Consider the following 23,566-nt stretch of genomic DNA (forward strand, 5'->3'; position numbering starts at 1 on the left):
ATGGGTGCGCGCGGTACTTCGTCACGCCGGGATTCGTCTACCGTGGCGTGGCGCGACAATGGCGATTCGCTGCCCAAGCGTTCGCCGTTCATTGAGGAACCGAGAATCGCCCCAGCTCCTCGGCCGGAACCGTCGCGTCGCTGGCTTTACCTGACACTGACCATCCTGCTGCTGGTATTCGGCGTCTCCCTGGCCACACTGCTCGTCGCCGAGGCCAAGACGTCTCATTTTCAGGCCCAGGAGCTTTCCCGCTACGCCTCCACCCTGCGCTATACGCTAGAGCCCGGACGCAGCTCGCAGATTCTGTTTCCTCAACACGGCCCCTTCGATCAACGTCTGGGCTATACCCTGCTGCCGGAGTTCGAATCCCGCCTGAATACTCGCGGTTATGAGATCGTCGAGCAGGCCCGCTTCACGCCAGCCCTGCTCGACTACACCCGCCGCGGCTTCTTCCCGCCCTACGGGGAGAAGACCCAGGCCGGCCTGACCATCGAGGAGTGTCGTGGCGACACCTTTTACGAGTTCCGCCATCCGCAGCGCCAATACGCCAGCTTCGAGGCGATACCGCCGGTGATACTGCAGGTGCTGCTGTTCATCGAAAATCGGCATTTGCTGAACGAAAGCACCCCCTACGCCAACCCTGCCGTCGACTGGCCGCGCTTCACCCGAGCGGCCATGTCCCAGGTGGGCCGCGCGCTGGATCTCTCGGAGCAGTCCGCAGGCGGCAGCACCCTGGCCACCCAAGTGGAGAAATATCGCCATTCGCCCCAGGGGCTGACCTACTCGCCGATGGAAAAGCTGCGCCAGATGGTATCGGCCAGCGTGCGCAGCTATCGCCAGGGCCCGCAAACCATGACGGCTCGCCAGGACGTGGCACTGGACTACCTCAACACCGTGCCGCTGTCGGCGGCACCGGGATACGGCGAGGTGCATGGACTCGGTGACGGCCTGTGGGTGTGGTTCGGCGCCGATTTCGACACCCTCAACCGACGCTTGGCGATCGGCTTCGATGGCGTCGACGAACGTGTGGAGAGCGGGCTGGCACTGCGCCAGGTGGTGGCCCTGATGATCGCTCAGCGACGCCCCTCCTGGTATCTGACCAGTGGCAAGCAGGCCCTGGAGGAGCTGACCGATAGCCATCTTCGACTGCTGAGACAGGAAGGGGTGGTGCCGTACGATCTCGCTCAGGCGGCGCTGGAGCAGCGCCTGACGTTCCGTAACTTCGGCACGGCCCCGTTTGACCTGCGCAACGAGCCCGATAAGGGCGTCCAGATGGCACGTCAACGTCTGGGTGGCATGCTCGGCATGTCGTTCTACGATCTCGACCGGCTCGACCTCAGAACGAGTACCACACTGCATGCCGACCTGCAGCGTGAGGTGACTCACTACTTGCATCGCCTGGCGGACCCGGAATTCGCCGCCGAAGTCGGCCTGCTGGGGGATCGCCTGTTGTCACGGGAGCGGACCCAGGACGTGCACTACAGCTTCACCCTGTTCGAGCGCCGCGAGGACGGCTTCCGGGTCCGCGTGCAGACAGACAACACCGACCAGCCTTTCGACATCAACCAGAGCAGCAAGCTGGAGCTGGGCTCCACCGCCAAGCTACGGGTACTCGCCACCTATCTCGAAATGGTGGCCGAGGTGCACGGTCGTCATTTCGGCAAGAGCGTAGAGGCGCTACGCGCCATCGAAACCGACCGTCAGGACACGCTCAGCCGCTGGGTGCTGGACCGCCTCATCGAGAATCCCGAGCTGAGCCTCGATGCGCTGCTTGGCATAGCCATGGAGCGGCGCTATTCGGCTAGCCCGGCCGAGGCCTTCTTCACCGGCGGCGGACGCCATACCTTCAGCAATTTCCGTCGCGAGGACAACGGGCGCAACCCGACTCTCTCGGAAGCCATGCGCGAATCGCTCAACCTTCCGTTCATTCGGCTGATGCGCGAACTGGTACGCTACAGCACTCACCACGCCGAGCACCGTTCGCAAGTGCTGGAAAACGATAAAGACCCACGCCGCGAGGAGTATCTGCGGCTGTTCGCCGACCGTGAGGGACGAACCTTCCTGCAGCGCTTCTGGCGCAAGTATCGCAATCAGGACAGCGAAGCGCGTCTTGTCACCTTCCTCGAGGGGCTCAACGTCTCCGCACCGCGACTGGCGGCCGTGCATCGCTATCTGTTTCCCGAGGCCGACCTGGACACGTTCAATGCGTTCCTCATCGATTGGCTGCCCAGCGGCAGCCGCCTCAGCGAACGCGAGGTCGCGGCGCTCTACGAGCGCTACGCACCAGGCAACTTCAGCCTGACCGACCAGGGCTACGTGGCACGGGTTCACCCATTGGAGCTGTGGCTGCTGGGCTACCTGCTCGACTATCCGGAGGCCAGCTTCGGCGAAGCGGTGGCGGCCAGTGCCGAGGAGCGGCAGGAGGTGTATGGCTGGCTGTTCCGTACACGGCACCGCAGCGCCAGGGACGTGAGAATTCGCACCATGCTGGAGGTCCAGGCATTCCTCGACATTCACGAACGCTGGCAGCGCCTGGGCTATCCTTTCGACCACCTGGTACCTTCGCTGGCCACCGCCGTGGGCACATCGGGCGACCGCCCTGCTGCCCTGGCCGAACTGATGGGCATCATTCTCAACGATGGGGTCAAGCTGCCTACGCTGCGTATCGACGAGCTTCACTTCGCTGCCGACACGCCCTACGAGACGCGCTTCGTGCCCACCGGCGGACAGGCTCAGCGGGTCATGCGGCCGGAAGTGGCCGCCGTGCTGCGTGAAACCCTGTCGCAAGTGGTCGAAGGAGGAACCGCCAGGCGGCTGCAGGGCAGTTTTACCCTGGAAGACGGCTCGCCGCTGGTGCTGGGCGGCAAGACCGGTACCGGCAACAATCGCATCGAGACGGTCAGCCGCAGCGGCCAGGTGACCAGCTCACGCGCCCGCAACCGCACGGCCACCTTCGTGTTCTACCTCGGCGACGACCACTTCGGCACCCTCACTGCCTTCGTCTCAGGCAGCGCCTCGGACGACTTCCGCTTCACCTCGGCCCTGCCGGTCCAGGTACTGAAGGGCATGGAGCCGATCCTACGCCCCTACCTGGTGCCAGGCGTCGGTACCTGCCCGCCGCCGCGGCCGGAGTACCATTACGCCGATGACGGCGAAGCGGTTCAACCACCGGCCGAGGACGACGGCTCCTCTTCGTCGCTCTCGGTTGCCCTGCGATAGGGAATGCCGAAGAACAGCGAGTAGAACACCGGCACCGCGATCAGCGTCAGCAGCGAGGCAAACGCCAGCCCGCCCATGATGGTCACGGCCATGCTGCTGAAGAAGGCATCGAACAACAGCGGCAGCATGCCCAGGATGGTGGTGCCTGCCGCCAGCAGCACCGGTCGCAGACGGCTGATGCTGGCGTCGATCAGCGACGCCAGGCGCTCCTTGCCCGTCTCGATCTGGGCGTCGATTTCGTCGACCAGCACGATGGCATTCTTCATCAGCATCCCCGACAGGCTGAGCATGCCCAGCAGGGCCGTGAACGAGAACGGTAGCCCCGTGAGCAGCAGCCCAATCACCACGCCGCAGATCGACATCGGTACCACCAACCAGATGATCAACGGCTGGCGCAGCTTGCCGAACAGCAGGATCGAGACTATCAGCATCGCCACGAAGCTCAGCGGCAGCTGTTGCGCCAGCGAGGCCTGGGCCTCGGCGGAGTCTTCGTATTCGCCGCCCCATGACATGGCAAAGCCCGGCGGCAGCGGAATCGCCTCGATCTCCGCGCGCACGGCCGAGTGGGCCGCCGCAGCGGTGTAACCCGGTGCCGGATCGGCCTGTACCGTCAGCGTGCGCACGCGGTTGCGCCGGTGAATTCGCACCTCCTCGCTCTGGGTTTCGAAGCCGTCGACGATCTGCGCGATGGGAATGAAGCGCTGCTCGGCGTTGCTCCACACCATACGGTCGGCCAGCAACGCGACGTCGCCGCGCTCGTCTGCCGGCGGACGGGCGACGATGGGGATCAGGTTGTCGCCCTCGCGGTAAGTCCCCGCGCGTACCCCCGACGCAGCAAACTGCAGGGTTTGCGCCAGCTCGTCGCGGGTGACCCCGGCAATGCGGGCACGCTCCTCGTTGTATAGCGGCACCACGACGGCCTCACGTTCGCGCCAGTTCTGACGCACGTCGATCACCGCCGGATTGGCCCGCATCCGCTGCTGCGCCTCATCAGCCAGACGGCGCAGCTCCGCCGGGTCACTGCCCTGGAAGCGCGCCTCGATCTGGGCATCCCCACCCGGACCGAACTGGATACGCTCGGTGCGTACCCGCGCCTCGGGAAACGCGGCCTGAAGCTCGGCATAGACGTGGGGATCGAGTTCAGCGATGCGCTCCAGACTCTCGGCCCGCACGATGAACTGCGCATAGGCGGGGTTGGGCTGTTCAGGGGCGTAGGTCAGCATGAAGCGAGTCGCGCCACGGCCAACGAAGGTCGAGACGTTCTCCACACCCTCCTGATCGAGCAGATAGCGCTCGATACGTTCGGCGTCGCGCTGGGTGGCACGGATGTCGCTGCCCTGGGGCAGTTCGTAGTTGACGTAGAACAGCGGCGTGTTCGAGTCGGGAAAGAACGACTGGGAAACGAAGGTGAAGCCCCAGGCGCACAGCGCCGTGATCCCCACCAGCAGCGCCACCGAAAGCACCCGCAGGTGCAGCGCCAGGGCGAGAAAGCGGGCATAAATACGATAGAACAGACCGCCGTGAGGGTCCTTGTCGCTGCCGAGCTGCCTGCCGCGAAACAGGTAGTAGCCGAACAGCGGCGTGACGGTGATGGCCAACACCCAGCTCAGCAGCAGGGAAATGGCGATCACGGCAAAAAGCGAGAAGAGAAACTCCCCGGTGACGTCATCCGACAGGCCGATACCGGAGAAGGCCAGGATGCCGATCACCGTGGCACCGAGCAGCGGTATCTGGGTGCGCCCGGCAGCCTCGCTGGCCGCCTCCTTGACCGGCCTGCCGCGCTGCATGTTGATCAACATGCCCTCGGCCACCACGATGGCGTTGTCGACCAGCATGCCCATGGCAATGATCAGTGCACCCAGCGAGACCCGCTCCATCTCGATGTCGAACACCCACATGAAGAACAGCGTACCCAGCACGGTCAGCAGCAGGGTCGCCCCTACCACCACGCCGACACGCCAGCCCATGAACAGACACAGCACCAGGATCACGATGGTCACCGAGGTGGCCAGGTTGATGAGGAAATCGTTGATGGCCTCGTCCACCACACGATGCTGTTCGTAGATGGGATGCAGCTCGACACCCAGCGGCAAACGCGCTTCCAAGGCCTCCAGATGACGTTCCACCGCCTCGCCCACCTCGACGATGTTGGCCTCCGCCACGCCCGCCACGGCCAGCGTGAAGGCCGGCTCGCCGTTGTGCCGGATCAGGTGGTTGGGAATTTCCAGCGGCTGACGATAGACACTGGCGATGTCGACCAGCGAGATCTGCTCGGTGGTGCCCGGCCGGCCGATGCGAATCGCCTCGATATTGGCCACGCTGTCCACTCCCGCGCGGGCGACGATGCGTATGTGATCGTCGCCGATGCGCATCGACCCCGCATCGGTGACCTGGTTCTCGGTCTGGATGGTGTTGATCACATGATCGACGGGTATGCCCAGGGTGGTGAGGCGTTCGTTGGGTATTTCGATGTAGATGGTCTCGTCGCGCTCCCCTGCCGTGGTGACCCGTGCCACGTTGGGCACCGTCAGCATTTCCCGCTGCAGGAAACGCGAGATGTCGCGAATCTCGTCGTGGCCGTAGCCCGGCGCGGTCACCGCGTAGAAGATGCCGTAGACCTCACCGAAGTCGTCGTTGACCTGCGAGGCCGAGGCGCCCTCCGGCAGCGAGCCCTGTACATCGTTGACCTTGCGCCGCAGCTCGTCCCAGATCTGCGGGAGCTGATGGCTACGGTAGGTGGAGGCCACTTCCACCTCGATTTCCGAACGCCCCGGCATGGAGAGCGATTCGATCACGTCGATCTGCTGTAGCTCCTGGATGGCCATCTCCAGGCGCTCGGTGACCTCCTCCTCCACTTCCTGTGCGGTGGCACCGGGGTACTGGGTGTTGATGATGGCATTGGGTATGGTGAAGTCGGGATCTTCGAGCTTGCCGACGTTGTTGAAGCCCCAGATGCCGCCAACCAGGCAGACGACGACGATGAGCCAGGTGACGACCGGCCGTTCGATGGACGACTTGGCGATATCCATATCCTGCTCCTGCCAGATTTCGGACCGTACTTAGAGCGCCGCTTCCATGGGACGAACACGCATGTCTTCATGCAGCAGGTGGGCCCCTGCCGCCACGATCCGCTCACCCGGCTGCAACCCCGCCAGCACCGGTACCGTGTCACCGTGCAGCTGACCGACCAGCACCTGGCGCGGCTCGACGCGCTGATCGTCAGCGCGATAGACCCAGACCCGGAAATTGCCCTCGTTGTCCGTATCGAGCGCGGCCACGGGAATGCGCAGCGCACCATGTTCGATGGCATCGATCAGCGATACCGACACGGAGGCCGTCATGCCCGGCATTGCCCCCACGACCTCGTGATCCGGGATGGCAAACTCCACCTGATAGGTCTGGGCGACGTCGTCTGGCTCGGTGACATGCTCACGGTATTCGAGGGGGAAGCTTTCGCCAGGCACCGAGAGCAGTTCGGCCTCGACTTCGAAGCGCTCCGGATTCACGACATTTCGCACCAGGGTCTCGGGCACGTTGATTCTCACCCGCAGTTCCGTCACGTCCTGTACCCGCACGATGGCGGTGTTGGGCTGTACGTTGCTATGGTTCTCCACCAGCCGGCGGGTCACCATGGCGTCGAACGGCGCCTCGATGGTGGTGTAGGAGAGGTCCTGACGCGCGCTGTCGCGCTGCACTGCGGCCAGCTCGTACTGAGTACGCACCTCATCGAAGGCCGACTGCGAGATGGCGTTGGTCTCCAGTAACTGCCGGGTACGCTCCATCTCTCGCCTGGCCAGCTGGTATTCGGCTTCGGCTCGCCTTACGGCCAGCTCGAAGTCGGTCGGATCGAGGCGAGCGACGCTTTCGCCCTGAGGGATGGTCTCGCCCTGGCGCGGTGGCACCTCGATCAGTTGGCCGCCGACACGAAACGACAGGTCTACCGTGCGCAGGGCCTCCACTCTGCCGACGAAGCGGCGGCTCGGCACCAGCGTGTGTTCCCCCACTTCCATGAGCTTCACCACACGCACCGCAGGTTCGTCCTCTTCAGCCTGGTCTCCGTTGCAACCGGCCAACGCCAACGCAACCATCGCCATGAGCCCCACTGCCCGCTTCATCGAACGACCTCCCTGTGTCTACTTTACCGCGCCTGACGCCGCCTCCTGGAACGACTAACCATAGACCATGCAAGCCTGAATGTAAGGCGCGCCTGGACATTCAAGCATACGTTTGAAACAGAGTCACGTCGCTCGCGGCAAGCCACTCTACTATAAGCCCCTCTCTATAAGCCCCTCTCTACAAGCCATAAACGACAAGGCCCGGTGCAGTGTGAACTGCACCGGGCCTTGGACGAGAATGACGTCGCTTACTGGCAGGGCACTACTTTGCGCATGGTGTCCTTGGCCCACAGGGTCTGGCCATCCGGCGTCTTGCCATGGTCGTTCCAGCGCTCGCTCACTTCCATGCAGAAGGAGCCGGCGTTTTCGGTACGCACGTCCGGGTTGGACGGACGCTCACCACCGATACGCAGCAGATCGGGGTTTTCGGTGGTATAGCGAGGCGCAATGGTGGAATTGCTGGCGCAGCCGGCGACCAGGGCGGCGGCTACCAGTACTACGGGCAAACAGCGGCGCAGAGGCATGTTCACAAACCCTCGAGAATGTCGTTTTCGCTCCGGCAGGCATTGCCGGTAGCGGCTAAATATCATTTGCCTCAGTTCAGCGTCAATCTTTTTCGAACAGCGTTCGCTTGCGAACGAATGAGGTCGCTGGACTGCACGACAAGAGCAGGACGATCCATGCCGTTGGTCGTGTCTCCTCGTCGTGAGCCCAGACCAACGCTACGCTGGTGATAACGAACGGAACCAGGGACATGGCAAGGGTTTCATGGCCGAAACAAGACCGGACCAGGAGTACGCCCCGCAACCGAGCATCTTCGAGCGCTGGGCAGGACGCTTTCTGCAGCAGTACAACCGCCGCCGGGCCACTCCCAGGCAGGCGCGGCGGCGTCATGAACTCCGAGGTATCGAGCGCGCCTTTTACGGCTGCGTTGCCTGGGCCGTGCTGGCGGGCATCGTTTCCGGCGGCATCATCGGCGGCATGGAGTGGTACATGCGCCAGGGCATGCTCGATGGCATGGAAGGCATGAGCCTGACGGAGCAACTGCCCTACTGGACCGGTTTCTTTGCCGTTGCCGGCGTGGTCAGCGCAGTGGAAATCGCCTTTCTCTATTGGAATGCCCTGCGCGGCGTGGCCATCACCAGTCGGCTGGCCGGCGCACCGCTGCACGACAGCCCGCTCGCCGAATTGACCCTGCTGGGCCTGAGCCGTGCCGCACTCGAGTTCCCCAGCCCACGCCACCGGATCTACGGCATCGATCCTTACGCTTACCTGAGCCGCTGGCAGCTGATCGCCATGTCGGTGATGTATCGCCTGAAGGTGGGCGTGACCAGCTTCCTGCTACGCATTTTCCTGCGCCGGGTGCTGGGCCGCGTGGCGCTGCGCGGTCTGCTACCGCTGATCACCGGCCCCCTGTATGCCGCCTGGAACGCCATCATCACCTGGCGGATCATGATCAAGGCTCGCGAGCAGGCGTTGGGCCCCTTTGCCATCGAAGCGATGATCGGCAGGCTGGAGCAAGAGCCGCTGAGCGAGCGCGCACAACGGGTGGCGCTACATACGGTTGGCGCACTGATCATGGCCAACCAGGATGCCCACCCCAACCATGTCTATCTGCTCTCTCGCCTGCTCGACATCTTCCAGCATCAGCAGCATGCGATCGATGTGGACTGGCCCGGCCAACGCTTTGCTCTCAGCCGGCTGGAGCGCTCAGAAAGGTTTCGCGTGCTCGAGCTGTCCATCGCGGCCACCGTGCTCGCCGGCAGATGCAAGGGCAAACGCAAGCGCTTCCTCGAGGAGCTGTTCGAGGCCTGCAACATGGCTTACCCGCATGAGAAAGTACGCACTTGGCGCCGTCAGTTCATGAACGGCCAGTCCTTTGGCAGCGCCAGCGCTTCAAATCAACCGTGACCCTCGTCAACCGGCCTGCATCGAGCCGGGCGCCAGCACCGGCAGGGAATCCTGGCCTCGCTGAGGGCGCGCTTCCTGCTCCGGGAGCCGGAAGGCCGCAACGGCTGCCAACATTTCCTCGGCATGGGCTTCGAGCTCGCGGGCCGAGTCGGCATTTTTCTGAATGAAGGCCACGTTCTGCTGTGTGACGCGATCCATTTCCGTCACCGCGGCCCCCACCTCTCGCACCCCTTCGCTTTGCTCGCTGCTGGCGTGGCTGATCTCCTGCATCAGGGTGGTGACGCGCCCGATCGCTGCCACGATTTCCCCGGTGGTACGATTGGCTTCCTCGGCGCGGACATTGCCGCCCTCCACGCGCTCCTGGTTGCCTGCCAGCACTTGATTGATGTCGCGCGCGGCCTCTCCACTGCGCGCCGCCAGCTTGCGCACTTCATCGGCCACGATGGCAAAGCCACGTCCGTGCTCTCCGGCACGTGCCGCCTCCACCGAAGCGTTGAGCGCCAGGATGTTGGTCTGGAAGGCGATCGAGTCGATGGTGGTGGTGATGGTTGCGATGCGCTGTGCCGTCTCGTGCAGCTGGCGCATGGCCTCGGCTACCTGGTTGACCGCCTCACCGCCGTTCTCGGCCGTGCGCGAGGCGCTGCTGGCTTCGTCGCTTGCCAGGCGAGAATTGTCGGCATTCTGCCTTACCGTGCCGCTGAGCTCTTCCATGGCCGAGGCAGTCTGAGCCAGGGCGCTGGCCTGCTGCTCCAGACGCGCCCTGAGCGCCTGATTGCCCTGGGCGATACGGCTGCTGTGCTCCACCACGGCATTGGCTGCCGCCCGCACCTTGCCGACGATTTCCTGCAGCTGCCGGGCCATGTGCACCTGAGCTGCCATCATGCTGCTGTCGTCACCCGGGCGCAGGCTGGCCTTGGCATCGAGTTCCCCTCGCCCTATCGCCTCGGCAAAGGCCTTGACCTTGTAGGGTTCGGCGCCGAGTTCGTTGACCAGCTGCCGCGCCAGCCAATAGGCCAGACCGCCACCCAACAGCAGTGCCGCCAGCGTCAACCACAGGATCAGACTCTGAAACTGGCTGGCGATGTCACGCGCCTCTTGGGTGTTGGCATCGTTCTGTTGCTCCTGACGAGCGACGAAGGCGTTGATCGATGCCAGCCACGCCTCGAAGGCCTGCGCGCCTTCGCCGATGGTCAATTCGCGAGCCGAGAACAGGTCCTGGTCGAGGCGCGCCTGGATCACCTCCTCGGCCAGTTGGCTGGCTTGCGACTCGGCGCGCTCGATCGCTTCGACCAACGCCAGGTCCTCGGCGCTGACCACTTCCGGGAACCGCTCGATGGTGGCCGTCATGCGCTGTGCCGCCGCTGCATACTGCTCGCGCAGCGCCGCATAACGTTCGACCCGACCTTCGATCTCGAAAGGGTCGCTGAGCAGGGAAATGTCGCGTAACAGCATCGCCCGCTCGTTGACGCTGTGACTCAGGTCGATGGCATGGCGAATCATCAGACCGTTGACGTCATTGATCTGGGTGAGCCGGTCGTCGATGCGGTTGACGCGATCCGCACCGGTCACGGCGAGCACGACCAGCAGCAGCAACACCGTGGCGAATCCTGCCAGCAGACGATTGCGGACGCTGAGGTGTGAAAAGGACAGTCGCATGGCGTGTCTCCAGCATTTGTTTTTATTGGGCCCTAGACACCCCATCGACCAAGGTCGAAAAAACTTTAGTCGCTAGAAGAGGCCGAGCTGGCGGTCGATCAGTGTGGCGAAGTCGTCGCCCAGGAAAGGGAGAATGGCGTCGGCTACGGGCTGCAGCTGACGCGACAGGTAGTGGTCATAGTCGATGGCCGAGCGGCGGGCTTCGAGCGGCTCCGGTCCGGCCACGGTGATCACGTAACGGATCCAGCCGCCCTGCTGATACTGCCGCGGGCGGCCCAGCCGGTCGTTGAGCTCGTCCGCCATGCGCGCGGCACGCACGTGGGGCGGCACGTTTCGGCGATATTCATCCAGCCGGCGGCGCAGTCGCTTGCGGTACACCAGGCGCTCGTCGAATTCACCGGCCAGGGTGCGCCCCACGTAGTCACGCACGAAGTCACGATAGCTTTCGCCGACGAAGATGCGCCGGTACAGCTCCTGCTGGAAGATCTTGGCCAATGGAGACCAGTCGGCCCGCACCGTCTCCAGACCCTTGAAGACGACACGCTCCGCCCCCTGTGCATCGCGTACCAGCCCCGCATAGCGCTTCTTGCTGCCCTCGGCCGCACCGCGGATGGTAGGCATCAGGAAGCGCCGATAGTGGGTCTCGAACTGCAGTTCCAGGGCGCTGGTGAGGCTATACTCCGCCGCGAGATGTTCCCCCCACCAGCCATTGACCCGCGCCGCCAGACGCTGACCGATGGCGTGGGCATCGGACTCCTCATGGGCACTGCCCAGCCAGACGAAGGTGGAATCGGTATCGCCGTAGATCACCGTGTAGCCCTCGGCTTCGATCAGCTCGCGGGTACGGCGCATGATCTCGTGTCCGCGCAGGGTGATCGACGATGCCAGGCGCGGATCGAAGAAGCGACAGCCCCGCGAGCCGAGCACACCGTAGAAGGAGTTCATGATGATCTTGAGCGCCTGTGACAGCGGTGCGTTGCCTTCGCGCTTGGCGGCGTCTCGCCCCTGCCACACGCGTGCGACCAGATCGGGCAGCGCATGGCAGGTACGCGAGAAACGCGCACCACGAAAGCCGGGCACGCTCTGCGACTCGGGCTCCTCCAACCCCACCACCAACCCCACCGGATCGACCAGGTAAGTGCGAATGATCGACGGATAGAGACTCTTGAAGTCGAGCACCAGCACCGAGTCGTAGAGCCCAGGCCGGGAGTCCATGACGAAACCGCCCGGGCTATCGTCGCCCTCTCGCTCCCCCGGCTGAGCCAGGTTCGGCGCCACGAACCCCAGACGATGCATGCGCGGCAGATAGAGGTGACTGAAGGCGGCCACCGAACCGCCGCTGCGGTCGGCCGGCAGACCGGTGACACTGGCCCGCTCCAGCAGGAAGTCGATCAGCTCGGTCTTGTCGAAGATACGCGTGACCAGCTCGCAGTCCTTGAGGTTGTAGCGGGCAAGCGCGGGCTTGTCCTCGGCGAACATGCGGTTGATCTCGTCCATGCGTTGGTAGGGGTTGTCGATGGCCTTGCCCTCGCCCAACAGTTCCTGGGCGACATGCTCCAGGCTGAACGAGGCGAATTGCCAGGTGGCCTGGCGCAAGGCTTCGATGCCGTCGATGATCAATCGTCCTGCCGCGGAGGCGAAGAAGTGGTTGGCATTGCTGCCATGCGCGCGCCAGCCGAGCGGCTCGCCGCCACGCCCCAGAAGCAACGGCACGCCCAGCTGCTCGGCGTGACGCTGCAGCAGGCGCAGGTCGAACTGCACCAGGCTCCAGCCGATGATGGCGTCGGGGTCGTGCTGGGCGAACCAGTCGTTGAGGCGCTCGAGCAGCGCCTGACGGCTTGCACAATACTCGAGGGCGAAGTCCCGCTCACGCTCGGCCTCGCCCTGCTGGCCGTTGGGCGGGCCGAGCATGAAGACCTGGCGCTGCTCGCCGCAGGCAATCGCAATGGAGTAGAGCTCACCTCGCTCACTGGTCTCGATGTCCAGCGACGCCAGCCTTAGGCGAGGGCGATAGCGCTCTGCCGGCCTGAGCTGAACGCTGGACCACATGCCGTCGGCCTCGCGCTCGCCGCTGAAGCGCACCGGAGCGGTGATGAAGCGTTCCATGAGGTAGCGCTCCGGCGGGCGCACGTCAGCCTCGAGGAGGGCGATACCGCCTTCACGCAGCCGTCTCTCGCACTGCTGCAGCTGGCGCTGCTGACGGCAATAGAGCCCGACCACCGGCTGTCGATGAAAATCGCGCAGCGCGAGGGGCTTGAGCTCGATACCGGGCTCGGCGGGCAGCAGTCGCTCCGCTTCCTGGCGCCGAGCGGCAGGCAGGAACGCCACCGCAGGCTGCGGCGGCAGACGCACGTGGCAGGGTCCGGCATCGGTCGCCAGCCAGAAGCTCACCTCGCAGCCTGCGGGAGTATCCCGCCAGTGCCGCGTCAGCACGAAACCCTGCCGTTCCACCGCTGCCTCTCGCCTGCCCGTCATTCGATCATTCTACCGGGCAGGCCGGAGGCTGTCGTTACAGCGTTACTGCTGGAGTATCGCCCTGCACGCCGGCGGCAACGAACGACTCGGCGAAGGATAGACCTCCGGGCGCGGTGTCGGCGCCAACGCCTGACAGCCGTCGCCGGGTGGCGGCGGCGGTTGGTCGATACACTCCGGCTGGTCCGGCGGACACCGCAGCCGCACATGCAGATGTTCGTCGTGGGAGTGCCAGGGGCGGATCAGGCGCAGCCAGGAGCGGTCGTCCCACTGTCGCTCGCAGAGATCGCGCTTCACGGCGGAGTCGACGAAGATGCGTGTCACGCGCGGGTCGTCCGCCGCCAGCCGGATGAGTTCGGCATGCTGATCGGTCCAGCGCTCGTCCAGACGGTTGGTGCGTGGATCGACCAGTATCGGCTGTTCGAGATCTTCACGTTCGCTGCGTTCGAGGAACGGCAGGTCGAGGCGAAACCAGATGTCGACATCGAGCCCCGTTTGGTGGCTGACATGGCCATAGGGCATCGGTCCGCCGCGGGGCTGGGCCATGTCGCCGACCAGGATCGGACCGAAGCCGGCCTGATTGATGCGTTCTCCCAACCGCTCGACGTAGTCGATCAGCGAGGGGTGCCCATAGTGTCGGTTGCGTTCGAGATCCACCGCCTGATAGCCGATGCCCTCCTCGGGCAGGCGCTCGGCACCGGCGATACAACCGCCGTCGAAAGGCCCGATGACTCGCGGCGGCCCAGGCACGGGCTCTTCGACCTCCGACCAGTCTGCCGGCGTGGTAGGCGGAGCGCCGCCCACCGGTGGGCTTGCTGCGAAAACGGGGTGGGTAACCAAGGCAAACAAGAGGACGCCCAGCTTGCGTGGGCGTCGAGTCGGAACATTGCAAAGCATGATTCATCCTTGCTGGGTGGGCGATATCCTCATTCACGTTCTTGCTTGGCAAGCCATTCGAGACCGGGGCGATACAGCATGTCGTGCTCGCCATCGAACAGCACCAGTTCCGTCGGGCCGGACTGCAGATGCAGCAGCACCGAAGCCTCGGCGGCGTCGAAGTGCGGGTACTCGCGCTCCTGATGCAGCGAGCGCTCGACCAGCTCGTCCGGCACTTCCCGATTCTCCTCGATCGCCTCGATCTGCTCCTGAGAGAGGCGAGCCTCTTCCTCGATCAGATCGTTGTAGGCGTGCAGCGCCTGATCGACCGGGACGAGGTCATCGTGGATGCCATGAGCGATCACGACCCGCATCTCGCCTGCCGCATCGGGAACATGGGCCTTGGGGCTGCGCTGGACGCACTCGTCATGTGCCTCGCTGCCCTCTTCCGGCACACCACCGCAGGCCCCCTCGATCTGCTCGGCGTAGTCCTCCTCGCTTCCCTCGTGCCATGCGTGCCAGCTGACCAGGTCGTAGACCGGCACCCAGGCGGCCACGCCGGCAAAGGTATCGGGCTGGCGGCTGGCCAGGTGCAGCGCATTCATGGCCCCACCCGAGTAGCCCAGCAGATAGATGCGCGACTCATCGATACTGGCATTCTCCCGGGCATACTCCAGGGCATCCTCCATGTCGGAGATGACCAGCTCGGAAGCCGTCGATTCGGGCCGCCCGTCATTGGCGCCGCGGAAGTCGGGATGGATGAACGCCCAGTCGTTGGCCACCGCGAACTCGGCCAGAGGAACGTCGATGTTCTGCTGGTAGTCGGTGCTCCAGCTGTGCAGCACCAGCAGCAGCGGCCGTTCCTCTTCACCTTCGGGCGCGTAGAACAATGCCGGCTGTTGGTAGTCGTCCGCCGAAGAGGGGATTTCAACGTCCTGAATGTCGGGTACGTGCTCCTGCCAGGTGGCAAGATCGGCGTCGGTCAGCTCACCGGGAAAATCGGTCACCACGAGATATTCGCTCGGGTGTTCGAGCCCGGACTCCTCGGCTTCTGCCTCCAGGCCCATCAGCCTCTCCGAATCGGGCTCTCGTGCCTGGGCTTCCGCCATGCCGGCCACGACGAGAGCCAAGGCGGCACCGGCCGCCAATGCCAGCCCGCCGGCCCGCCAGCGGGCAAGCGGTTGCGGGGTCGGTAGCGTGCGCGATTCGACGATCAGCGTACGGGATGCAACGGAGAAACGGGGGCGAATACGTGAATGATGGCCTATGCGTTCCATGGCGACTCTCCTGGCAGCAGGTTCCTTTTGCTTGTGCCTACCAGTCTAGTCGCCGAGACGAGGCCTGCCAGCGAGAACCGAAGACACCTTTGACCTGCGCCTCGAACGCGGGGTTAAACGAGCCGGCCCGCGCCATGGGCGCGGGCCGGTCGTGTTGCCGGATACACACGGCACTCTCAGTCACAGGGCACTCTCAGTCACAGGGCACCACGGCACGCCGGGTGTCCTTGGCCCACAGGGTCTGGCCGTCCGGCGTTGTGCCATGGGAGTTCCAGGTTTCGGTGACCTCGACGCAGTAGGTGCCGAGATCCTCGACGCGGCGTTCCGGGTCAGCAGGGCGATCGTTGCCGATGCGCATGATATCGGGGTTCTCGCTGGTATAGCGCGGCGCCACGGCATTGGTGCCGCAGCCCACCAGCAAAGTGGCTACAAGAAACAGGGGGAGAGCGGAAAGTCGCAGTTTCATCGTATCATCCTCACGAAGTGAAACGTCATACGTTCGTTTTTTGGATGATGCGTAACGGGCATGCGTTGAGTCCTGCCGCAGCGGCCCATCCGTAGGCCAACAGCGGTGGATACCTCCATGATACTCCAAGCGACCCGTGGCAGGCCAATCCCGGGCCTCAGCAGATGCAGCGCGATAGGAAGACAGCTACAATCGAGGGTCTGTTTTTCCTGGGAATATCCGAGCCGATATGTCGAACAACGCAAGCGCCCCGCGCAAGATCCTGGTCACCAGTGCCCTGCCCTACGCCAACGGCTCGATCCACCTCGGCCATCTACTGGAGTACATCCAGACCGATATCTGGGTGCGTTTCCAGAAGAGCCGCGGCAACGAGTGCCACTATGTGTGCGCCGACGATGCCCACGGCACTGCGATCATGCTGCGTGCCGAGCAGGAGGGGATCAGCTCCGAGGCGCTGATCGAGCGTGTCTCGGCCGAGCATCAGGCCGATTTCGCCACCTTCGGCGTGGCCTTCGACAACTACCACTCGACCCATTCCGAAGAGAACCGCTACTTCAGCGAGCTGATCTATACCCGCCTGCGCGACCGCGGCCACATTGCCACCCGCGACATCGAGCAGATGTACGATCCGGTAAAGGGCCTGTTCCTGGCCGACCGCTTCATCAAGGGCACCTGCCCCAAGTGCAAGACCGCCGACCAGTACGGTGACAACTGCGAGGCCTGCGGTGCCACCTATACCCCGGCGGAGCTGATCGATCCGGTATCGGCGATTTCCGGCGCCACGCCCGAGGTGCGCAGCTCGACGCATTACTTCTTCAAGCTTCCCGACTTTGCCGACTTCCTCAAGCAGTGGACCCGCGGCGGCCACGTGCAGACGCAGATCGGCAACAAGCTGCAGGAGTGGTTCGAATCCGGGCTCAACGAGTGGGACATCTCCCGCGATGCGCCCTACTTCGGCTTCGAGATTCCCGACGCACCGGGCAAGTATTTCTATGTCTGGCTCGATGCACCGATCGGCTATCTGGCCAGCTTCAAGAATCTGTGCGACCGCACCGGCCTCGATTTCGACGCCTTCTGGAAGAAGGACTCCGAAGCCGAGGTCTATCACTTCATCGGCAAGGACATCGTCTACTTCCACGCGCTGTTCTGGCCCGCCATGCTGCATGGCGCCGATTTCCGCACGCCCACGGCGGTGAACTGCCATGGCTTCGTTACCGTCAACGGCGCCAAGATGTCGAAGTCGCGCGGCACCTTCATCAAGGCGGCTACCTACGCCGAGCACCTGAACCCCGAATACCTGCGCTACTACTTCGCCGCCAAGCTCACCTCGCGGGTCGACGACCTGGACCTCAACCTGGACGACTTCGCCGCCCGTGTGAATGCCGACCTGGTGGGCAAGGTGGTCAACATCGCCAGCCGCTGTGCCGGGTTCGTCAAGAAGTTGGGCGACGGCCAGCTCTCCGCTCACTGTGCCGAACCGGAGCTGGTGGCACGCTTCATCGCCGCCGGTGACCCCATCGCCGAGGACTTCGAGACCCGCGAGTTCGGCCGCGCCGTGCGCAAGATCATGGAGCTGGCCGACGAGGCCAACACCTACATTGCCGACAAGGAGCCGTGGGTACTGGCCAAGCAGGAAGGACGCGAGCAGGAAGTGCTGGATATCTGCTCGGTGGGCATCAACCTGTTCCGCCAGCTGATGGTCTATCTGGCCCCGGTGGTGCCGGCCATGGCCGAGCAGGCGCGCGAGTTCCTCAGGCTGCCCTCCCTCGACTGGGCGAGCCGCCATGAGGTATTGCTGGGACATGAGATCGCCAAGTTCAAACCGTTGATGACCCGCGTCGAGCGGGAGAAGATCGATGCCATGATCGAGGCATCGAAGGAGGACCTGGTGGAAGAACAGAAACTCAAGGAGGCGGCCAAGGGGCCGCTGGCCGAAGATCCCATTGCTGCCGAGATCGCCTTCGACGATTTCGCCAAGGTCGACCTGCGCATCGCCCGGATCGCCAAGGCCGACTACGTCGAGGGGGCCGACAAGCTGCTGCAGCTGACGTTGGACCTGGGCGGTGAAACGCGCAACGTCTTTGCCGGCATTCGCTCCGCCTACTCGCCGGAAGCGCTGGAGGGCCGCCTGACGGTCATGGTCGCCAACCTGGCTCCGCGCAAGATGCGCTTCGGCATGTCGGAGGGTATGGTACTGGCAGCGGGCAACGACGACGGCATCTACCTGCTCTCACCGGATTCCGGTGCCGAGCCCGGCCAGCGCGTCAGATAGCGATGCAAGCGGCTATCGCACGGCTGCGGCCGTGCGGATAGCCGGACGCTGAGAGGCTAACTTTTCTAAAGAATTGTCATCCTGAGCCGATAGCAATGTAAGAAATCACCTACAAGGTGTCGTTTGCCATTGTAGCCCTCATGGCCACTGCAGCGGCACCAGACACAGGCAGGCTTCATGACGGCTCTCAAAGGCTCACTGCGTAATCGCTTTCTTCTGTCGCTCAGCGCCGTGCTGTGCCTGGCATTGCTTGCACTCGTCGCCATCGCGCGCTTCCAGATCATGCCGATTCTGCTGGAAGACGAAGAGGCATTCGCCAGCGCCGAGCTCGACCGGATCGAGCGTGCGCTGGGCGCCGAGCTCAATCACATGCGCCGCTTGGTGGAAGACTGGGCGCATTGGGACGACACCTACGACTTCGTTCAGGGCCTGCGGCCGGAGTACGTCGATTCCAACCTCTACGAGTCGACGCTCGAGACCCTCGATCTCGAGATGATGGTGTTTCTTGATGCAAGCAACGAGCCCTATTGGGTCGTGGGCTACGATGAGCAAGGTGAGTTCGTCTCATGTCCGGGTAGCATGCCACCATGCGACTGGGCCAACGCTTCCATTGCGTTTCTCAGCCGCCATGTCGCCCAAGGGTTGGAAGATGCCACCCATACCTGGCTGCTGGCCGCCCCAGGGCTTGCCATGGTCGGACTCTCGCCGATCCATCAGAGTCATCAGGAGACGCCCGCCGCCGGCTGGCTGGCCATGGTGCGTCCGCTCAGCGAGCCCTGGATCGAGCAGTTGCGCGACACCACCGGCATCGAGCTGGAACTGAGTCCCGTTCCGGCGCAAGCGGACTTCGCGCAGATTCTAGAGCGCATTTCTCCCACGTATATGACGGCTAGCCGCCTCGTCCCGGCCCTGCCATCGAGCCACGCCTTGCGTATCGATGCCGCATTGCCGCGTCAGCGTTACCAGGCCAGCCTCGAAACCTTCCGCTTCGCCCTCTATTGGACCAGTGGCGTACTGATCGCCACGCTGCTCATCGTGCTGTGGCTGCTCGAGCGCATGGTGCTCTTGCCGCTGCGCCAGTTGGCCACCTTCACTCAGCGCCTTCACCGGGAAGCGGTACCGCCCGCCATGCCCGAGTCACTGCTGGCACGCCACGACGAGATCGGTACTCTCTCTCGTGAATTCCGCAACTTGCTCGACCACCAGCGTCAGCAATCGGACTTGCTGCGTGAGCTGACGCTGCACGACCCCCTGACGGGAGTCGCCAATCGGCGGCTGTTCGACCAGCGTCTGACCGAGCTGCTTCACCACAGCGGTGCGCAGCATTGCCATGCCGCCATGATGATCGACATCGACCACTTCAAGCTCTACAACGATCACTACGGCCACCAGGCAGGAGATGCCTGCCTGATCACCCTGGCGCAACACATGGAAGCGCAGCTCAAACCGCTGGGGTTTCTGGTCGCCCGCACCGGGGGCGAGGAGTTCAGCGTGCTACTGCCGAATACTTCGGAAGACGAGGCGCTACGACTTGCCCGCGAGCTGCTCGAAGCGATCGAAGCGCTGGGGCTCGACCACGCAACCTCACCCACCAGCCGCAACGTGACCGTCAGCATCGGTATTGCCACTCAGCAGGCAAACACAGTGGAACCGGGCGATATCATGCGCGCCGCCGACCAGGCCCTGTATCAGGCCAAGGCCAACGGTCGCAACCGAGCCGCGACCTATCAGGCGTTCGATCCGACAACGGTCTTCGATTCCTGACCTGGCCTGGCCACGCCGCTGGGCAAAGCCCGGCCGGACCTTCTTGCGCATGAAGACGACCCGAGCGACGTGCCCGGCGACAATCCGAGGCGTGTATAATACGGCTCCTGGATTCACCGGCGCCCAACAGGAGTGCACGTGACGCGCGACGCAACGCTGATCGAGGCCATCGATGCCCTGCTGCCCCAGACCCAATGCGGTAAGTGCGGGCACCCGGGCTGCCTGCCCTACGCCGAGGCCATTGCCCAAGGCGAGGCGATCAACCGCTGCCCGCCCGGCGGCGAGGCCACCGTCGCGCGGCTGGCCGAGCTGACCGGCCGTACGCCGCGCCCTCTTGCGGAGCCGGCCCAATTGCCGCAGGCCGCCGTGATTCGCGAGGCGGAGTGCATCGGTTGCACCAAGTGCATCCAGGCGTGTCCGGTGGACGCCATTCTCGGCGCCAGCAAACGCATGCACAGTGTGATCGCGACGGAGTGTACCGGCTGCGAGCTGTGCGTTGCGCCCTGCCCGGTCGACTGCATCGACCTGGTGCCACACCCCGAGTGGCAGGCGGCCAGCGACGAAGCCGAGCGCGAGGCCTACCTGGCGCGGCGCGCGGAACTGGGTCGCAGGCGTCATGACGCACGCCGACAGCGGCTGGCACGTCTGGAGCGGGAGAAGCGCCTGGAGCGGCAGCGGCGCATGATTCGCCGCGAGTCACAAAGCTCGCGCAGCGGCACGAGCCCGACCCCACAGCATCGTCAGCGGCAAATGGCGATCAAGGCAGCCGAGCAGGCGGTGCGCAGGGCGCGTATGCAGTTCGAGAGCGCCCGGCGGCGTGATGACCGGGAGGCCTGCCGCCTGGCCGAGTCTCAGCTCGAGCGAGCCAACGCACTGCTCGAGGAGGCGCGTGCCGCCCTGGCGGCGTCGCAATCGCCACAATGAACCCTGCCGCCACGAATCGGTTATGCCAATGAACGCCCAGAAACGTTACGAGATCTTCTCCCGCCTGCGCGAGCACAACCCCAACCCCACCACGGAGCTTGACTGGAGCACCCCCTTCGAGCTGCTCACGGCCGTGCTGCTCTCCGCCCAGGCCACCGACGTGGGGGTCAACAAGGCCACCGCACGGCTGTTCCCGGTGGCCAACACGCCTCAGGCCATTCTCGATCTCGGCCTCGATGCGCTCAAGGAGCACATCAAGACCATCGGCCTGTACAACACCAAGGCCGAGAACCTGATGAAGACCTGCCGCATCCTCGTCGAGCGGCATGGCGGTGAGGTACCCGACACCCGCGCCGAACTCGAGGCGCTCCCCGGCGTGGGGCGCAAGACAGCCAACGTGATTCTCAACACCGCCTTCGGGCAGCCCACCATGGCGGTGGACACGCACATTTTCCGGGTCTCCAACCGTACCCGTATCGCCCCGGGCAAAAACGTGAACGAGGTCGAGCAGAAGCTGCTGCGCCATGTGCCGAAGGAGTTCCTGCACGACGCCCACCACTGGCTGATCCTGCACGGGCGCTACACCTGCGTTGCCCGCCGCCCGCGCTGCGGCAGCTGCGTGATCGAGGACTTGTGTGAGTACAAGGAAAAAGTCGATCTCTGAGCGCATCGTGGAGCCAGCTCCTTCGTCCACGGCCATGACGCGTCATGTTAGACGAATGAGGGTTTTGCATAATTCGGCACAGTCAGAGACGATGAGGCGGGAACGACAACAATAATCCGGGCCGAACCATGCCACTACACGACCGCCCCATCGGTGAGCGCATCGAGGCACTGCTCGCTCTTTCACGCGAGCATGCCGACGTGTTCTGCAGCCCCTCGGCATGGCTGGCCCGCGAGCGCTATCTAGCCAAGCACCCCACTCGAATTCTGGCCATGAAGTGCATGGATGGACGGATACATCTGCCCCATGCCACCCGCACGCCATTGGGCATCATCACCCCCTTCCGCAACCTGGGGGGCATCTTCCACCTGGGCTGGCCCTATCTCGGCGAGATGCTCACCGATGCCGTGCACGCTGCCATTCATGGCGGCAACGGTGTGCTGCTGATCATCAGTTATCACTTCTCTCGCGGCGACCTGGCCCGCGGCTGTGCCGGGTTCGCCTGTGACGCCGAGGCCGCCCTGGCTCACGCCAATGAGATACGTCGTCAGGCCGAACGGGTCTTCGGTCGCGACCACCGTAACGTCTACCCGCTGGTGTGCGGCTTCGAGACCGATACCGACTCCCTCATCGTCCACGGCAGCGAGGGTGTCACCCTCGACATCGGCGAGTTGACGCTTGCCGAAGGCGCCGAACTCGACCAACGCGTGGCTCAGGTGTGCCCCGACATGCCCGGGGACATCCGCCGCGACCTGCTGCCGCTGCTGCAAGGCAACCTGCAGCACGTCGACTCCCTGCGCGGCACCGCCCGCGAGCTGGATATCGAACATCGCGAGTGGGTCATCTGCATCGGGCGTGGGTTCGACTTCCTGCACCTGCCCAATACCGCTCTGATCGTCGGCCCCTACAGCCCCGACCTTTCCGAACCCATCGCCACCGCCGCCGCCATCATCGACGCCAACATGAAGGCCGGGCGGATCCCCGCCGATGGCTTCCTGCTGCTGGCTTCGACGCCCTACGAGGCGATCGGCGTGGATCGCGCCCGCGCCGAACTCAAGTCGCGCTTCCTGTCGGAGTTCGCCGCCCGGGTCATCTCCCGGGAACACCCGCGGCTGGCCGCCAGCATGCTGTCGCGAACCGCGGTGGTGCATTGGCCTAGCCGCCGACTGGAACTCCTGGCACAGGAGTGATCGCATGAGCGAGCTCAAGATTCTACTGCTGCCCCCGACACTCAACGCGCTGCTCATTCTGCTGGGCCTGATGCTCGGCATCCGGCGCTTGTCTGGCGCTCTGCTGGTCACGCTGGGGCTGGCCAGCCTGCTGCTGCTGGCCACGCCCATGGCCAGTCATGCTCTGCGTCAGGGGCTCGAGCCCTACGCGCCGCCTTCGCCAAGCCAGCTGGAGACCGCCGAGGCCATCGTCATTCTTGGCGGTGGGCGCGACTACGAGGCCCCCGAATTCGGCTGGGGCGATGCACCGGCCAACCCCACCTGGCGCCGCCTGGCTTACGGCGCCCATCTGCACCGCCGGAGCGAACTGCCGATTCTGGTCAGTGGCGGTCGCGTGCATGGCGAACACAGTGCCGAAGCGAGCCTGATGGCAGCCGCTCTGCGCGACGTGTTCGACGTGCCGGTGCGCTGGCTGGAGGGTGCCAGCCGCAATACCGCCGAGAATGCGCGCTTGAGCGCCGAGATGCTGCGCGCCGACGGCATCGCCCGGGTGGCGCTGGTCTCACAGGCCTGGCACTTGCCGCGTGCCGTGGCGGAGTTCGAGGCCCAGGACCTGAGCGTAGTGCCGGCGCCCACCGAGTTCACCAGCCCCCCGCCCGAGGGGCTTGCCGCCTGGCTGCCCCGCGCCTACCACCTCAATCAGAGCACCCGGGCGCTGCACGAGTGGCTGGGGCGCGGCGAACAGGCAGTGCGCCGGCAGCTGCTGCGGCGCTGAGAGCCC

The 23,566-nt window shown here is 64.5% G+C and carries 16 protein-coding genes; 8 read left to right on the forward strand and 8 right to left on the reverse strand.

The genetic code is table 11. From position 1 onward, the window contains the following. Positions 1 to 42 precede the first annotated feature (42 nt). Positions 43 to 3,219 (forward strand): transglycosylase domain-containing protein, encoded by a 3,177-nt coding sequence (locus C4S71_RS16260; protein WP_200825309.1) that lies wholly within the window; start codon positions 43 to 45, stop codon positions 3,217 to 3,219. On the opposite strand, the gene C4S71_RS16265 is transcribed toward C4S71_RS16260, so the two are convergent. The 3 genes from C4S71_RS16265 to C4S71_RS16275 all read right to left on the reverse strand — a co-directional run bounded on the left by C4S71_RS16265 (position 3,162) and on the right by C4S71_RS16275 (position 7,858). After that, positions 3,162 to 6,248 carry an efflux RND transporter permease subunit gene (locus C4S71_RS16265; RefSeq protein WP_103969859.1) on the reverse strand — a complete coding sequence of 1,029 codons (3,087 nt, stop codon included), beginning with the start codon at positions 6,246 to 6,248 and terminating at the stop codon, positions 3,162 to 3,164. The two genes, C4S71_RS16260 and C4S71_RS16265, sit on opposite strands and share 58 nt — an antisense overlap. Before the next feature lie 30 nt (positions 6,249 to 6,278). Further along, the gene (locus C4S71_RS16270; protein ID WP_103969860.1) at positions 6,279 to 7,334 is read right to left on the reverse strand and encodes an efflux RND transporter periplasmic adaptor subunit; all 1,056 of its coding nucleotides are present in this window, start codon (positions 7,332 to 7,334) and stop codon (positions 6,279 to 6,281) included. 248 nt (positions 7,335 to 7,582) lie between these two features. Beyond that, positions 7,583 to 7,858: a hypothetical protein gene (locus C4S71_RS16275; RefSeq protein ID WP_103969861.1), complete on the reverse strand. Its 276-nt coding sequence runs from the start codon at positions 7,856 to 7,858 to the stop codon at positions 7,583 to 7,585. Positions 7,859 to 8,102: 244 nt separating this feature from the next. On the opposite strand from C4S71_RS16275, the gene C4S71_RS16280 reads away from it, so the two are divergent. Continuing rightward, entirely contained in the window at positions 8,103 to 9,245 is a 1,143-nt protein-coding gene (locus C4S71_RS16280) for an LBF_2804 family protein (RefSeq protein WP_103969862.1), read from the forward strand. Positions 9,246 to 9,251: 6 nt separating this feature from the next. Here C4S71_RS16280 and C4S71_RS16285 read toward each other — a convergent pair whose 3' ends face one another. The 5 genes from C4S71_RS16285 to C4S71_RS16305 all read right to left on the reverse strand — a co-directional run bounded on the left by C4S71_RS16285 (position 9,252) and on the right by C4S71_RS16305 (position 15,992). Next, positions 9,252 to 10,901 carry a methyl-accepting chemotaxis protein gene (locus tag C4S71_RS16285; RefSeq protein ID WP_160113398.1) on the reverse strand — a complete coding sequence of 550 codons (1,650 nt, stop codon included), beginning with the start codon at positions 10,899 to 10,901 and terminating at the stop codon, positions 9,252 to 9,254. 72 nt (positions 10,902 to 10,973) lie between these two features. Next, positions 10,974 to 13,376 carry a DNA polymerase II gene (locus C4S71_RS16290; protein WP_200825310.1) on the reverse strand — a complete coding sequence of 801 codons (2,403 nt, stop codon included), beginning with the start codon at positions 13,374 to 13,376 and terminating at the stop codon, positions 10,974 to 10,976. A 42-nt stretch (positions 13,377 to 13,418) separates the two neighbouring features. After that, positions 13,419 to 14,270 (reverse strand): penicillin-insensitive murein endopeptidase, encoded by an 852-nt coding sequence (gene mepA, locus C4S71_RS16295; RefSeq protein ID WP_103969865.1) that lies wholly within the window; start codon positions 14,268 to 14,270, stop codon positions 13,419 to 13,421. A 29-nt stretch (positions 14,271 to 14,299) separates the two neighbouring features. Beyond that, positions 14,300 to 15,526, reverse strand: coding sequence for an alpha/beta hydrolase family protein (locus tag C4S71_RS16300; RefSeq protein WP_235014577.1), 1,227 nt, complete (start codon positions 15,524 to 15,526; stop codon positions 14,300 to 14,302). Positions 15,527 to 15,719: 193 nt separating this feature from the next. Beyond that, complete coding sequence (locus C4S71_RS16305; RefSeq protein ID WP_103969866.1) at positions 15,720 to 15,992, reverse strand: hypothetical protein; 273 nt, start codon at positions 15,990 to 15,992, stop codon at positions 15,720 to 15,722. A 229-nt stretch (positions 15,993 to 16,221) separates the two neighbouring features. On the opposite strand from C4S71_RS16305, the gene metG reads away from it, so the two are divergent. The 6 genes from metG to C4S71_RS16335 all read left to right on the forward strand — a co-directional run bounded on the left by metG (position 16,222) and on the right by C4S71_RS16335 (position 23,560). Beyond that, entirely contained in the window at positions 16,222 to 18,264 is a 2,043-nt protein-coding gene (gene metG, locus C4S71_RS16310) for a methionine--tRNA ligase (protein ID WP_103969867.1), read from the forward strand. Positions 18,265 to 18,441: 177 nt separating this feature from the next. Next, on the forward strand, positions 18,442 to 20,028 hold the full coding sequence (locus tag C4S71_RS16315; RefSeq protein WP_103969868.1) for a diguanylate cyclase domain-containing protein: 1,587 nt from the start codon (positions 18,442 to 18,444) through the stop codon (positions 20,026 to 20,028). A gap of 138 nt (positions 20,029 to 20,166) precedes the next feature. Continuing rightward, entirely contained in the window at positions 20,167 to 20,952 is a 786-nt protein-coding gene (locus C4S71_RS16320; RefSeq protein ID WP_103969869.1) for an RnfABCDGE type electron transport complex subunit B, read from the forward strand. A gap of 28 nt (positions 20,953 to 20,980) precedes the next feature. Next, on the forward strand, positions 20,981 to 21,616 hold the full coding sequence (gene nth, locus C4S71_RS16325; RefSeq protein ID WP_103969870.1) for an endonuclease III: 636 nt from the start codon (positions 20,981 to 20,983) through the stop codon (positions 21,614 to 21,616). Between the two features lie 128 nt (positions 21,617 to 21,744). Further along, positions 21,745 to 22,806 carry a hypothetical protein gene (locus tag C4S71_RS16330; RefSeq protein ID WP_086510029.1) on the forward strand — a complete coding sequence of 354 codons (1,062 nt, stop codon included), beginning with the start codon at positions 21,745 to 21,747 and terminating at the stop codon, positions 22,804 to 22,806. Positions 22,807 to 22,810: 4 nt separating this feature from the next. Next, positions 22,811 to 23,560, forward strand: a complete 750-nt coding sequence (locus tag C4S71_RS16335) for a YdcF family protein (protein ID WP_103969871.1) — start codon at positions 22,811 to 22,813, stop codon at positions 23,558 to 23,560. Positions 23,561 to 23,566 lie beyond the last annotated feature (6 nt).

The sequence above is a fragment of the Billgrantia desiderata genome (assembly GCF_900108215.1).
Taxonomy (GTDB): Bacteria; Pseudomonadota; Gammaproteobacteria; order Pseudomonadales; family Halomonadaceae; genus Halomonas; species Halomonas desiderata.